The organism is Pseudarthrobacter sp. NIBRBAC000502771, assembly GCF_006517215.1.
Classification (GTDB): Bacteria; Actinomycetota; Actinomycetes; order Actinomycetales; family Micrococcaceae; genus Arthrobacter; species Arthrobacter niigatensis.
Window position 1 is genome coordinate 4,255,993 of record NZ_CP041187.1, and the last position, 13,526, is coordinate 4,269,518.

Genomic DNA, 13,526 nt, shown 5'->3' on the forward strand with positions numbered 1-13,526 from the left:
GGACTACCCGATGCTCAGTGCGATGCCGTCAAGGATGTCGTGCTCGCTTGCCGTGGCTGCGGTGATCCTTCCGCCGGTCAGCTCCCCCATCCGTTCCAGGATGCGCCGCCATACCAGTCCCCCGGCACCGATGACGTCGACCCGCCCGGGGTGCATGTACGGCAGGGCTGCCCGGCCGACGCGGGTCATGTCCAGCAGGTCGGTGGCGGCGTCGCCAATCTTCCGAATGGGAAGCGCCACGCCGTGGATGGCCTCCGGCGTATATTCCGGCAGGCGGAGCGCATGGGCGGTGATGGTGGTGACGGAGCCGGCCACCCCGACGACGGCGGTGGCGCGTTCCAGCGGCACGTCACGGCCGGCGCGGGCCATGGCCTCGTCCACGTCGGCTTCCGCTGCGGCAATCTGTCCAGCGGTGGGCGGATCGTTGCGCAGGTGCCGTTCGGTCAGGCGGACGCAGCCAATGTCCACGGACTTGGCGGCCGTGACGCCTGCGGCGGTGCCCAGGACGAACTCGGTGCTTCCCCCGCCGAGGTCCACCACGAGCACCTGCTGGCCGTCGAGGACGGGCAGGACGCTGCTGGCCCCGGCAAAGGACAATGCCGCTTCCTCGGCCCCGGAGATGACCTCCGGTTCCACGCCCAGCAGTTCCCTGACGCCGTCCACGAAAACATCCCGGTTGCGCGCGTCGCGGCTGGCGGACGTGGCAACGAAGCGGATCCGCCCTGCGCCGTGCTCCTCGATGAGGCGGGCGTAATCGGCTGTTGCGGCGAGGGTGCGCTCCAACGCCTCCGGGGCCAGCTCGCCGGTGGCGTCCACGCCCTGCCCGAGCCGGACCACGCGCATTTCGCGGTGGACGTCGGTAAGGACCGTGCTGCCGTTGCTGCGGTCGATGTCGGCGATCAGGAGCCGGATGGAGTTGGTGCCGCAGTCGATGGCGGCCACGCGGGTCACTCTGGCACCCCCGTGGTTCCGGCGGAATTCCGGACCGGGGCGGGACGGCCCACGATCTCCGGCAGCCCTTGGGGCCCGTGGCGGCTCAGGTCGCGGGAAGGTGCCTCACCGGCGGTGTCCCAGGCGCCGTCGCAGTAGCACTTGTCAGCAGTCCACCACTCGCTGATCATCCGGATCGCTTCGTCGCCCAGGGGGTTGACGCCGCTGCCCGCGGCCAGGGAGTGGCCGACCAGGACGTGCAGGCACTTGACGCGGGTGGGCATACCGCCGGCGGAGACGCCGTCGATCTCCGGCACCGGGCCGATGCCCGAACGCTGCCCAATGGCTTCGCGGGCGGCCAGGTACTCCTCGTGGGCTGCCCTGTAGGCCGCGGCCAGCCTGTCGTCACCGGCCAGCTGGTCGTTCATGCTGTTCATGACCCCGGCAGCTTCAAGCCTGGAAACCGCGGACGTGATCACCGGGTGCGTCAGGTAGAAGGTGGTGGGGAACGGTGTGCCGTTGCTGAGGCGGGGTGCGGTGGCCGCCACGAGCGGGTTGCCGCAGACGCAACGGGCCGGAATCTCCACGACGTCGCGGACGGGGCGTCCCAGCTGCCTGCTCAGTACTTCAAGGTCGTGTGCTGTTGGTTGGCGGGATTCGTCCCGGGCGGCTGCCGTGTTGTGTTCCACTGTCGCGGGCCGTCCTTCCTGTGCGGTTCAGTCTGTGGCCGCGCGCCTGATGGACTCCCACAGGGAATCCACCCACGGCAGATCGGCGGGGTCTTGTGCTGCTGCGCCGGCGGGGCTACTGCTTTCTCCGGCCGGCTCATCGCTGCCAAAAACCCAGTAGCCGGTTTCGCCCGGCATAACCATGTTAATGCGGTCACGGGCCTGCTGCTTGACGTAGTTGGGGTCCTGCCAGCGTGAAACCTGCTGCCGGAGGGCATCGCCCTCGGCCTGGCGTGCAGCGATGTCGGCATTCAGGGCGTCGATTTCGGCCTTCTTGTCGAAGAAAATCTTGACCGTGGGCGCCAGCATGATGGTAATGGCCACCATCACGACAGCCAGAGCCAGCATGCGGCCGGAAAACGCCTTGGCGGGGACGGGATGCTGTTCCTCGTCGGCGCGGCCGGGATCCTTGCCGTCAACGGGACTGCTGCCCTTGCGCGCGGCGGAGGGCTTCGGAGATCTGGCCTCCCCTGCCGTCCCAGCGCGCTGCCCGGCGGTTGTCCGCCCGTGCCGGTCCGTCGATGGTGCAGGGGCCGCGGCGGCACTGCCCTTGGCCGGCCGGAAATCCGCCCGGATGACCTCGGCGCCGGCGGAGGATCCGTCGTCGGCCGTTTCCTTGGCTGGACGGGTGGGGGCGACCTTGGGAACTTTGGGGCGGCGGGTAGCCATGACACTCCTGAAACGCAGCCTGCCGGGCCGCCACTATTTGTGCTGGACAGTCCCGGCAGGCAAACACTGCTGGAACAGATGCTGCTGTAAACAACAGCGGTGGCTATGGTCTTTCAACCATAGCCACCGCTGAAGGGATTAGCCGGTTACTAGCCCTTGAAACGCGGGAACGCGCTGCGGCCGGCGTAGCGCGCGGCGTCGTCCAGTTCCTCTTCGATGCGCAGCAGCTGGTTGTACTTGGCGACGCGCTCGGAGCGGGCAGGTGCGCCGGTCTTGATCTGGCCTGCGTTGGTGGCCACAGCAATGTCGGCGATGGTGGTGTCCTCGGTTTCGCCGGAGCGGTGCGAGGTGATGGTGGTGTACCCGGCGCGCTGGGCGAGGCTGACGGCGTCCAGGGTCTCGGTCAGGGAACCGATCTGGTTGACCTTGACCAGCAGGGAGTTGGCGGTTTTGGTGTCGATGCCGCGCTGCAGGATGGACGGGTTGGTGACGAAGAGGTCGTCGCCCACCAGCTGGACCTTGTCGCCGATGGCGTCGGTGAGGGTCTTCCAGCCTTCCCAGTCGTTCTCGTCCAGCGGGTCCTCGATGGACACCAGCGGGTAGTCGGCAACAAGTTCGCCGTAGTAGGCGCTCATGTCGCTGGCGGACAGGGACTTGCCTTCGAACTGGTAGGCGCCGTCCTTGTAGAACTCGGAGGAGGCAACGTCCAGGGCCAGGGCGATGTCCTTGCCCGGGGTGTAGCCGGCGTTCTTGATGGCTTCGGTGATGAGGTCCAGGGCTGCGCGGTTGGACGGCAGGTTGGGCGCAAAGCCGCCCTCGTCACCCAGGCCGGTGGACAGGCCCTTCTGCTGCAGCACCGACTTGAGGTTGTGGTAGACCTCGACGCCCCAGCGCAGGCCCTCGGAGAAGGTCTCGGCACCGATGGGGGCGATCATGAATTCCTGGATGTCGACGTCGGAGTCGGCGTGGGAGCCACCGTTGAGGATGTTCATCAGTGGCACGGGCAGGACGTGGGCGTTGGGGCCGCCCAGGTACTTGTACAGGGGCAGGTCGGCCGAGGCTGCGGCTGCGTTGGCGACGGCCAGGGAGACGCCGAGGATGGCGTTGGCGCCGAGCTTGCCCTTGTTGGGGGTGCCGTCCAGGTCCAGCATGGCCTGGTCGATGCTGCGCTGGTCAGTGGCGTCGAAGCCGGTCAGTGCCGGGGCGATCTGGTCGATGACGGCGTCGACGGCCTTCTGCACGCCCTTGCCGAGGTAGCGGCCCTTGTCGCCGTCGCGCAGTTCGACGGCCTCGTGCTCACCGGTGGAGGCGCCGGATGGAACCGCGGCGCGGCCGATCTGGCCGTCGGACAGCAGGACTTCAACTTCGACGGTGGGGTTGCCGCGGGAATCGAGGATCTCGCGGGCGTGGATGGCATCGATAAGCGCCATGAATTTGCTCCTTATGGGCGATTAACGGGGGGAATCAGGCAGAAAACTCGACGTACTCGTCAGGGTCCAGCCTAGTCGAGAGTGCTCCGGGTTACTCAAACCGGTCAAGGCCGGGACGTCATGATGGCGCGGGGTCACTTTCGCCCCACTGGCCACGCCGGTAGCGGCGGACAGCGTCCCGCAGGGCGCGCTCAGCGTCCATCCCGCTGTCCCGGGCAGAACGGACGACGGCGAGCAGCAGGTCTCCGAGCTCCTCCTCGCTTCCAGGCACGGGAGCCCCCTCGGGGAGCTCCAGCCCGGCGCGTGCTGCACGGTCCAGTGACTTCTGCGCCCTGGCCAGCGCCGGGAGTGCCTGCGGGATGCCTTCGAAGGGGTCCTGCCGTTCCGGCTTTTCTGCCCGCTTGACGGCATCCCACTTCTGCTCGATCTCCGCCACGGTTGCCGGGAAGGTATCCTGCAGGGATCCGTCGGCCCGGAAGACGTGGGGATTCCGGCGGACCATCTTGGCTCCCAGGCCGCGCGCCACGTCGTCGAACGTGAAGGCTCCGCGCTCCTCCGCAAGGCGGGCGTGCAATACCACTTGGAGCAGCACGTCGCCCAGCTCGCCCTGCAGTTCGGCGTCGGGGTGGCCTTCCTCGATGGTCTCGGCCACTTCGTAGGCCTCCTCGAGGAGGTACTCCACCAGCGAAGCGTGCGTCAGGGCGCCCATCCAGGGGCAGTGTTCGCGCAGTTGGGCAATTTGGCCCAGCAGTTCTTCGGTTGCAGGACTGCCGGGCCGGAAATCCGGATCAGCCAAGGTTGGCGTAGGCGTCGTTGATGTACTCCACCAGCGCTTCCTTTTCCTCCAAGGGCAGGAAGGATGCCTCGGCGGCGTTAAGGGTCAGCTCCAACAGGTCGTCAAGGTCGTAGTCGAAGGTTTCCACGAGCAGGTTGAACTCGTCGGTCAGGGTGACGCCGCTCATCAGGCGGTTGTCGGTGTTGATGGTGACGTTGAAGCCCAACTGGTAGAGCATGTCCAGCGGGTGGCTTTCAATACCTTCACCAAACTCCGCAATTGCACCGGTCTGCAGGTTGGAGGAGGGGCAGATTTCCAGTGCGATGCCACGGTCGCGGACCCAACTGGAGAGGTCGCCCAAGGTGACCAGGCCAACGGTGTCGCCGGCTTCCTCGTCGTCGTCGAATTCCACCATGATGTCCTCGGCGATGCGGACACCGTGGCCCAGGCGGAGGGCGCGGCCGTCCACCAGCGCCGACTGGATGCTCTCCAGCCCGGCTGCTTCGCCTGCGTGCACGGTGGCGGGGAAATTGTGCTGGGCGAGGTAGGTGAAGGCGTCCCTGAACCGGCTGGGCAGGAACCCGTCCTCGGCGCCGGCGATGTCGAAGCCCACGGCGCCCTGGTTGCGGTGGCGCACTGCGAGTTCGGCGATCTCCTGGCCGCGGTCGGCGTGGCGCATGGCGGTGATCAGCTGTCCCACCTGGATCTCGCGCCCGGTCGCGGAGACGGCCTCGACGCCGGCCTCCAGTCCGTCCTGGACCGCCTCCACGGCTTCGTCGAGGCTGAGCCCCTTCTGGAGGTGCTGTTCCGGCGCCCAGCGAACTTCGCCGTACACCACGCCGTCGTCCGCGAGGTCTTCGACGAATTCCTTGGCCACCCGGAACAGGCCGTCGTAGGTCTGCATGACGGCCACCGTGTGGTCGAACGTCTCCAGGTAGCGGACCAGGGATCCGGAGTCGGCAGATTCGCGGAACCACTGTCCCAGGGCGACGGGGTCCGTTGAGGGGAGCGTGTGGCCAACGGCCTGCGCCAGTTCGATGATGGTGGCCGGCCGGAGTCCGCCGTCCAGGTGGTCGTGGAGGGAGACCTTGGGCAGGCTCTTCAGGTCGAAATCGATGGCAGGGGCGGCGTCAACAATAGGCTCAGTCACGTTCCCACCTTAGGGTGGGCCGCAGTCCAAAGCCAGCCGTTGGAAGCCGGCCGTTACTTGGCGGCGGGACCGGCCTTTGCCGAGGGCACCACGAGGGCCTGCGTGCCGGGCCTGCCGTCCTTTGCTGAAGCGGAGGATTCGTCGGTCGGTTCGTCCGTCTCCGGTTCATCGTGGCGGCCCAGCCGCTTGTGCCACCAGCGGAGCAGGTGGTCGATGGCGACGCCCAGGACAATGGCGAACACGACGGCGATGCCGGCGCTCAGCAGCGGATTGTGGTGCAGCCACGGGAACGAGCTGGCCAGCAAACCGATGCCAAGGGAGTAGCCCACCCAGGTCACGCAGGCAAAGGCGTCGAAGACGAAGAACCTGCGGTGCGAGAATCCGGTGCTTCCGGCCACGTAGTTGACGGCCACGCGGCCCCAGGGGATGTAGCGGGCGGTAAAGATGAGCACAGCGCCGCGCTTTTCGAGTTCGTAGCGGGCCCAGGCAAAGACTTTCCGGACTTTGGGCCGGCGCATCCACCCCCATCGGTCCAGGCCGATCTTGCGGCCCAGCAGATAGGCCATGTTGTCGCCGCAGATGGCCCCGACCAGCGCAGTGAGGCCGAGGATCCAGAGGTTGGGTTCGCCGCTGTGCCGCGAGAAGGCCGCAAGGGCAACGATGAGGGTCTCGCTGGGGACCACCATGGCGAAGCCGTCCACGAAGAAGAACACCAGCAGTGCCGGGTAGATCCACCACTGGCCCGCTGCATGGAGCACGGCCTCATTAATAAACTCCACGCGGTGTTGCTCCTGTATAAAAATGACACAGCCAAAGTGCCGCAGCCAAAGCGGAAATCGTTCCTAAGTGTCCCACGCGCCGGGCCCTGTCCGCTACGCCCCAGTGCCCGGAATTACCTCCCTAAACGCGCAGGTTATGTCCCGGGTTCCCGGATGCGCTCCACCACGTTGGGTTTGCCGCGGAATTTGTTGATCAGCAGGTCCACCAGGATGCCCAGCGCTACAGCGCAGACAATGGCAATTGCCGCCCCCAGGACGTGGTTGTCCTCAAACCACTGCCCAAAGAAAAGCCCGATCGCCACCGAATAGCCGGCCCACAGGCTGGCCGAAAGGACGGTGAGGCCCACGAACCGCAGGTGCGGGTAGTGGGTGACGCCGGCGGTCAGGTTGACCGCCACCCTGCCGATGGGTATGAACCGGGCCACCAGGATCAGCGACGCCGGCCGCTTGCGCAGCTCCTGGCCGGCCCAGCGGAACGCGCTTTGCATGCGGGGCCCGCGCATCCACGCCCAGCGGCGGGTGCCCACCCGGCGGCCCAGGAGGTAGGCGATGTTGTCGCCGAGGAAGGCTCCCGCCGCGGCGACCAGTATCAGCAGCAGCGGATGGGGAACATCCGCGGTGGCGGCTACGGCGGCGAGGCCCACCACCACGGATTCGCTGGGAACGGGCGGAAAGAATCCGTCAATGATGCAGCAGGCCAGCACCAGGACCAGCACCCACGGCTGGCCCGCCGCGGCGAGGATGAAGTCATTGATGGCCTGCATGGGTCCCTACGCTATGCGGTCGATGATGAGCTGCTGGGCGGGCCGCGACCCTTCCGGAGCGATGACCACGGCGTGTTCCAGGGCTTCCCGGGCGCGGGCAAACCGTTCCGGGGTGTCGGTAAGCAGTGTCATCAGGGGTTCCCCGGCCCGCACGGTGGCCCCGGGCTTGGCGTGCATGCGCACACCCGCCCCGGCCTGGACGGTGTCCTCCTTGCGGGCGCGCCCCGCACCAAGCCGCCAGGCGGCCACGCCGACGGCGAGCGCGTCCAGTTCCACCAGCACCCCGTCGGCGGGAGCGTAGACGACGTCCGATTCCCTGGCCGCCGGCAGGGCGGCGCGGGGGTCACCGCCCTGGGCGGTGATCATCCGGTTCCACACGTCCATGGCCCGGCCGTCCTTGAGTGCCGCTGCGGGGTCGGCGTCGTGCACCCCTGCACAGGCGAGCATCTCCTCGGCGAGCCGGACGGTGAGTTCAACAACGTCCTCCGGGCCGCCGCCGGCCAGGACCTCCAAGGACTCCTCAACCTCGATCGCGTTGCCGGCAGTCAGGCCCAGGGGCGTGTTCATGTTGGTCAGCAACGCAACGGTGTTGACCCCTGCATCCTTGCCGAGCGCCACCATGGTTTCGGCGAGTTCGCGGGCACGGGCCTCGTCCTTCATAAAGGCGCCGCTGCCTACCTTGACGTCCAGCACCAGCGATCCGGTGCCCTCCGCGATCTTTTTACTCATGATCGAGGAGGCGATCAGCGGGATGGCCTCTACCGTTCCGGTGACGTCCCGCAGCGCGTAGAGCTTCTTGTCTGCCGGGGCCAAGCCTGCACCGGCGGCGCAGATGACTGCACCGACTTCCTGCAGTTGGGCGAGCATGTCCTCGTTGCTGAGGTCCGCGCGCCAGCCCGGGATGGACTCCAGTTTGTCCAGGGTGCCGCCCGTGTGCCCCAGCCCCCGGCCGGAAAGCTGCGGGACGGCGACGCCGAACACCGCCACCAGCGGGGCCAGCGGGAGCGTGATCTTGTCCCCCACGCCACCGGTGGAGTGCTTGTCCGTGGTGTACTTCAGGCCGCCGTCGGGACGCCGGAGGCTGGAGAAGTCCATCCGCTCACCGGAGGCGATCATGGCAGCCGTCCAGCGGGCGATTTCGGCGCGGTCCATCCCATTGAGCAGGATGGCCATGTTCAGGGCTGCCATTTGCTCGTCCGCGATGGCGCCGCGGGTGTACGCATCGATGGTCCAGTCGATCTGTTCCGGGCTGAGCTTCCCCTTGTCCCGCTTGGTGCGGATGATGTCGACGGCGTCGAATGCTTCGGCGTTGCTGGTGGTTTGGGTCACCGGGTCTCCTCCAGATGTTGGGGGCCAAATGCGTCGGGCAGCACCTGGTCCATCGTCCTGATGCCTTGGGTAGTCATGACTTCCATCTCCGGGGCGCGGAATTCGTAGAGCAGCTGCCGGCAGCGGCCGCACGGCATCAGGACCGTGCCGGCGGCGTCGACGCAGTAGAAGGCGCGCAATTGGCCGCCGCCGGTCATGTGAAGGTTGCCTACCAGTGCACATTCGGCGCAGAGGGTGAGGCCGTAGCTGGCGTTTTCGACGTTGCAGCCGCTGACGATCCGGCCGTCCGTGGTGAGGGCGGCTGCCCCCACCGCGAAGTTGGAATACGGCGCATAGGCATTTTTCATGGCGGCCACGGCGGCAGCCTCGAGGGCCGCCCAATCGACGCCGGTACCGCGGCCGGGCCTGCCTTGGTTGCCGGGGACTCCGGTTTCTGTCACCTTGGTCACCCCTTGACGTACGGGATGCCGTCGGCCGCGGGCGGACGGGACCGCCCCACGAGGCCTGCCACGGCGATGACGGTCAGGGCGTAAGGAAGCATCGCCATGAACTGGCTGGGCACGGGCGAGCCAATGATGGTGATGATGCTCTGCAGGTTGTCGGCGAATCCGAAGAGCAGGGCGGCGAGGAAGGCCCCGATGGGATTCCAGCGCCCGAAGATCATGGCGGCAAGGGCGATGTAGCCGCGGCCGCCGGACATGTCCTTGCTGAAAGCGTCCACTGACACCAGGGTGAAGAAGGAACCGCCGATTCCGGCGATCGCGCCGCCCATCAGGACGTTGATGAAGCGGGTGCGGTTGACGTTGATGCCCACGGTGTCCGCCGCCTGGGGGTGTTCGCCGACGGCGCGCACCCGCAGGCCCCATTTGGTGTGGAACAGGCCGATGTAGACCACGATCACGGCCACGTACATGAGGTAGCCCACCAGGGACTGGCGGAACAGGATGGGTCCGATGATCGGGATGTCGGCGAGGAACGGGATATCCACCGCCTGGAGCCGGCCGGGCTTGTTCAGGTGTTCCGGGTCCGCCGTGAGCAGGGTGGAGAACAGGAAGCTGGTGAGGCCGCTGATCAGGACATTGAGGACCACGCCGACGATGATCTGGTTGACGAGGTACTTGATGCTCACCACGGCCAGGACCAGGGACACGAGTGCACCGGCCACCGCCGCCGAGATGAGTCCCACGTAGACGTTGCCGGTTACGGTGGCGACGACGGCGGCGGAGAATGCGCCGAGCAGGAGCTGGCCTTCGATGGCGATGTTGACCACACCGGCCCGTTCGCACAGCACGCCGGACAGCGAGCCGAACACCAGCGGTACGGCCAGCGTCACCGCACCTGCCATCAACCCGCCCAGGGAAATGGACGGTTCGGAGTCACGGCCGCCGGCGACGATCCAGATCATGAACCCGGCCAGGAAGACGACGGCGAAGAGTCCGCCCAGCCAGCCGGGGGTGCGGCGCCGCTGCACGGTCAGCAGGATGGCGTACGCTGCCATGGCGAGCAGCAGGACCGCGCAGATCCAGCCGAAGACCATCGAGGGCACGGTGATCTTCTCCACGTGGGCAACGCCGAGGGCGGCGAGGCCCAGGACGACGACGGCAGCGATGGTGGTGGCGGGAATCCAGCGGTCCACTCCCCCGCCCCCGCGGCGCTGGTTGATCCAGCGGTAGCCGAGGTAGGCGGCGGCCGCCAACGCCACGGCCAGGGTGATCCATGCTGCGGTGGAGGAGGCGTTCGGGTCCCGGGCTTCGGCGATCCGGAAACCGGCTGCTTTTGTGTTGGCCAGGAAGCCGAACAGCACGGTGCCCAGGATGGCGAGCAGGCCCAGTCCAACGCCGGCCTTCCAGCTCACCAGTTCCGTTGTCCCGGCCCGGCCTCCGGCGCTGTTGGCCCGGGGTGCCTTTCCGGCGCCCGGCTGTTTGCTGGCGGGGGATTGTGTGGTGGCGCTCATGCTGCCGCTCCGCTCTTGACGCCGCCGGTACGCGAACCTGCGGTCCCACTTGTGGTGGTCTTCTTCTTACGGGGGTTGAGTCCAAATATCGCACGGACCAGCGGCGGTGCTGCGATGAACAGCACGATGAGGGACTGGATGACGAGCACAATGTCGATGGGGGTTTGGGTCTGTGCCTGCATTGCCACACCGCCGGCGCGGAAGGCGCCGAACAGCAGGCCCGCGAAGAAGGTTCCCCACGGCGTGGAGCGTCCCAGCAGTGCGACGGTGATGGCGTCAAAACCGATGGAGGCGGCGACACCGCCGGAAAGGTACTTTTCCGTGCCGGACACCTGCGCGACGCCGGCCAGGCCGGCCAGCGCACCCGCGATCGCCATCACCAGGATGGTGCTGCGGGCAACGTTGATGCCGGCGGTGCGGGCCGCGCTCGGGTTTGCCCCAACGGCGCGGAACTCAAAACCGATCGTGGAACGGTTCAGCAGCCACCAGACGAAGGCGGTGGCCGCTATCGCGACCAGGAAGCCGGCGTGCAGGCGGAACTGCGGTCCGAGCAGCTCGGGGAACAATGCCGTGGAGTCAAGGAACGGGGAGATCGGGTTGGTGGAACCCTTGCGCTGGAAAGCCGGGGTGGTGAGCAGGAACAGCAGCAGGAAGTTGGCGATGTAGTTAAGCATGATGGTCACGATCACCTCGTGTGCGCCGGTCCGCGCCTTCAGCAGGCCCACGACGCCGCCCCATACCGCCCCGCCAACCAGGCCGGCGAGGATCACGACCAGCAGGTGCAGGCCGATGGGCAGGTGCCAGGCGAAGCCGACGTAGGCGCCGAAGAGCGCGCCGAAGATGATCTGCCCCTGGGCGCCGATGTTGAACAGGCCGGCACGGAACGCCAGCGCGACGCCGAGCCCGGCACAGATCAGCGGAGTTGCGACCGTGAGGGTCTCGGTGATCGGGTACAGCTGGGCGGCCAGGTCGGCGCCGGCCCAGTTGAAGATGGACCCCTGCACCAGGGCGGTGTAGGGGCGGATGACCTCGGTCAGGAGGTCTCCGGGCTGGGCAAAGAAGTAGCCGGCCGTGACGGCGACCTTCGGATTGGTCACCGCCATCAGGATGCCGCCGAGCACGATGGCCAGCAGCACGGAGAGGAAGGAGACCATGGCGTTGCCGGTGAAGACCTGGTGCAGGACGGATCCGCCGCCGTCCAGGTCATGGTCCCGGCCGCGCAGCTGGGTGGCCGCCGGAACGGCGGACGGCGGCATCTGGCCGCCGGCGGTGTCCAGCACGACGTCGGAAGCGATGGCCTCGGAGGTGGTGCCACCGGGCACCTGGGTCGGGGCGGGCTCCGGGGCCCCGTTGTGGCCTATGGCCTGCGGTTCCGGGGTTGTCTTCTCAGACATGGGTTTCTCCTTCGTGGCCGGCAGGCTCCGATACCGTCGCTCCGGCCGTTGCGCCGGAAGCATGGGCGGAGGCGTTGACTTCGGCTTCTGCGGCCGGGACACCGGCCATCATCAGGCCCAGGACGTCGCGGGACGTCGTGGCGGGTACGATCCCCACCAGCCGGCCGCGGTAGAGCACCGCGATCCGGTCTGCCAGCTGAAGCACTTCGTCAAGTTCCGTGGACACGATCATGACCGGCGTTCCGTGGTCGCGTTCGGCGATGACGCGCTTATGGACGAATTCGATCGAGCCGACGTCCAGCCCACGCGTGGGCTGGGAGGCGATAAACAGGCGGAGCGGCCGGGAGAGCTCACGGGCCAGGACAACCTTCTGCTGGTTGCCGCCGGAGAGGGTGCCCACCGCGGCGGATACGGAAGGTGTGCGGACGTCGAATTCCTCGACCTTCCTGGCGGCGTTCTCCGCGATGACGCCCGGTTTCATCCCGACCCCGCGCGCGAAGGGTGCCTTGTCGTAGAGGTCCAGGACCATGTTCTCGGAGATGGTGAATGTTCCCACCAGCCCGTCAAGGGTACGGTCCTCGGGGACGAAGCCCACGCCCGCACCCAGGACATGCTTGACACTCTTGCCCAGCAGCTCCTCGCCGTCGAGCGTGATGGACCCGGCCACGTGCGGCTGCACGCCAAGGATCGCCTCGGTCAGCTCCGTTTGGCCGTTGCCCTGCACACCCGCGATGGCGAGCACTTCGCCCTTGGCGATGTCGAATGACAGGTCATCGACCACGTGCTGGCCGTTGTGGTCCGTCACGGTCAGGTTGCGGACCTTGAAGGTCACCTCACCGGTCTTCGCCGGTGCCTTGTCGAGTGTCAGGCTCACGGTGCGGCCCACCATGGCGGACGCCAGTTCGGTGGGGGAAGCGGTGGGATCCGCCTGACCCACTACCTTGCCGCGGCGGATGACCGTGATGGTGTCCGAGATGGCTTTGACTTCACGCAGTTTGTGGGAGATGAAGACAATCGACTTACCGTCGCGCTTCAGCTGCCGGATGATGTCCAGGAGTTCATCGGTCTCCTGCGGCGTCAACACGGCGGTTGGTTCGTCGAGGATGAGCACCTCGGCATCGCGAACCAGTGCCTTGATGATCTCGACCCGCTGCTGGACCCCGACGGGCAGGTCCTCCACCATGGCGTCGGGGTCGACGTCGAACCCGTACTGGTCCGAGATGCGGCGGATCTTCTCGCGCGTGGCTTCAAGATTGAGGAGGCCGGCAGCTTTTGTGGTCTCATTGCCCAGCGCCACGTTCTCGGCCACGCTGAAGACCGGGATGAGCATGAAGTGCTGATGGACCATTCCAATGCCGGCCGCCATGGCCTCGCCGGGGTCTTTGAAGACGACGGGCTTGCCATCGACCAGGATTTCGCCTTCGGTCGGATCGTACAGGCCGTAAAGCACGTTCATCAGGGTGGATTTCCCTGCGCCGTTCTCTCCCAGGAGGCAGTGCACCTGCCCCGGTTCGACGACCAAATCGATGTGGTCATTGGCTACCAGGGACCCGAATCGCTTCGTGATCCCCTTCAGTTCGAGTTTCAAAACCCCAACCAATCTGTGTGTGTATGGATCTGCTCC

The 13,526-nt window shown here is 67.0% G+C and carries 13 protein-coding genes; all 13 read right to left on the reverse strand.

Annotation, left to right across the window (positions count from 1 at the left end; translation table 11 throughout):
- Positions 1-3 precede the first annotated feature (3 nt).
- Positions 4-951 carry a Ppx/GppA phosphatase family protein gene (locus tag NIBR502771_RS19715; RefSeq protein WP_141161194.1) on the reverse strand — a complete coding sequence of 316 codons (948 nt, stop codon included), beginning with the start codon at positions 949-951 and terminating at the stop codon, positions 4-6.
- A complete protein-coding gene (locus NIBR502771_RS19720; RefSeq protein WP_141161195.1) occupies positions 948-1,619 on the reverse strand; it encodes a DUF501 domain-containing protein in 672 nt (223 codons plus the stop codon). Before NIBR502771_RS19720 ends, NIBR502771_RS19715 begins: the two co-directional genes overlap by 4 nt.
- Positions 1,620-1,646: 27 nt before the next feature.
- Positions 1,647-2,327 carry a septum formation initiator family protein gene (locus NIBR502771_RS19725; protein WP_141161196.1) on the reverse strand — a complete coding sequence of 227 codons (681 nt, stop codon included), beginning with the start codon at positions 2,325-2,327 and terminating at the stop codon, positions 1,647-1,649.
- Positions 2,328-2,476: 149 nt separating this feature from the next.
- Complete coding sequence (eno, locus tag NIBR502771_RS19730) at positions 2,477-3,757, reverse strand: phosphopyruvate hydratase (protein ID WP_141161197.1); 1,281 nt, start codon at positions 3,755-3,757, stop codon at positions 2,477-2,479.
- 118 nt (positions 3,758-3,875) lie between these two features.
- Complete coding sequence (locus NIBR502771_RS19735) at positions 3,876-4,466, reverse strand: MazG nucleotide pyrophosphohydrolase domain-containing protein (protein ID WP_141161652.1); 591 nt, start codon at positions 4,464-4,466, stop codon at positions 3,876-3,878.
- A gap of 79 nt (positions 4,467-4,545) precedes the next feature.
- Positions 4,546-5,682, reverse strand: coding sequence for an adenosine deaminase (locus NIBR502771_RS19740; RefSeq protein WP_141161198.1), 1,137 nt, complete (start codon positions 5,680-5,682; stop codon positions 4,546-4,548).
- Positions 5,683-5,735: 53 nt separating this feature from the next.
- Positions 5,736-6,461 carry a DedA family protein gene (locus NIBR502771_RS19745; protein WP_141161199.1) on the reverse strand — a complete coding sequence of 242 codons (726 nt, stop codon included), beginning with the start codon at positions 6,459-6,461 and terminating at the stop codon, positions 5,736-5,738.
- Positions 6,462-6,595: 134 nt separating this feature from the next.
- Positions 6,596-7,225 (reverse strand): DedA family protein, encoded by a 630-nt coding sequence (locus tag NIBR502771_RS19750; RefSeq protein WP_141161200.1) that lies wholly within the window; start codon positions 7,223-7,225, stop codon positions 6,596-6,598.
- 6 nt (positions 7,226-7,231) lie between these two features.
- Positions 7,232-8,554 carry a thymidine phosphorylase gene (locus NIBR502771_RS19755; RefSeq protein ID WP_141161201.1) on the reverse strand — a complete coding sequence of 441 codons (1,323 nt, stop codon included), beginning with the start codon at positions 8,552-8,554 and terminating at the stop codon, positions 7,232-7,234.
- On the reverse strand, positions 8,551-8,901 hold the full coding sequence (locus NIBR502771_RS19760; protein ID WP_246839925.1) for a cytidine deaminase: 351 nt from the start codon (positions 8,899-8,901) through the stop codon (positions 8,551-8,553). Before NIBR502771_RS19760 ends, NIBR502771_RS19755 begins: the two co-directional genes overlap by 4 nt.
- Before the next feature lie 98 nt (positions 8,902-8,999).
- A complete protein-coding gene (locus NIBR502771_RS19765) occupies positions 9,000-10,508 on the reverse strand; it encodes an ABC transporter permease (protein WP_141161203.1) in 1,509 nt (502 codons plus the stop codon).
- The gene (locus tag NIBR502771_RS19770; RefSeq protein WP_141161204.1) at positions 10,505-11,902 is read right to left on the reverse strand and encodes an ABC transporter permease; all 1,398 of its coding nucleotides are present in this window, start codon (positions 11,900-11,902) and stop codon (positions 10,505-10,507) included. The genes NIBR502771_RS19765 and NIBR502771_RS19770 overlap by 4 nt, the downstream gene beginning before the upstream one ends.
- Positions 11,895-13,490 carry an ABC transporter ATP-binding protein gene (locus NIBR502771_RS19775; protein ID WP_141161205.1) on the reverse strand — a complete coding sequence of 532 codons (1,596 nt, stop codon included), beginning with the start codon at positions 13,488-13,490 and terminating at the stop codon, positions 11,895-11,897. The genes NIBR502771_RS19770 and NIBR502771_RS19775 overlap by 8 nt, the downstream gene beginning before the upstream one ends.
- Positions 13,491-13,526: the final 36 nt, after the last annotated feature.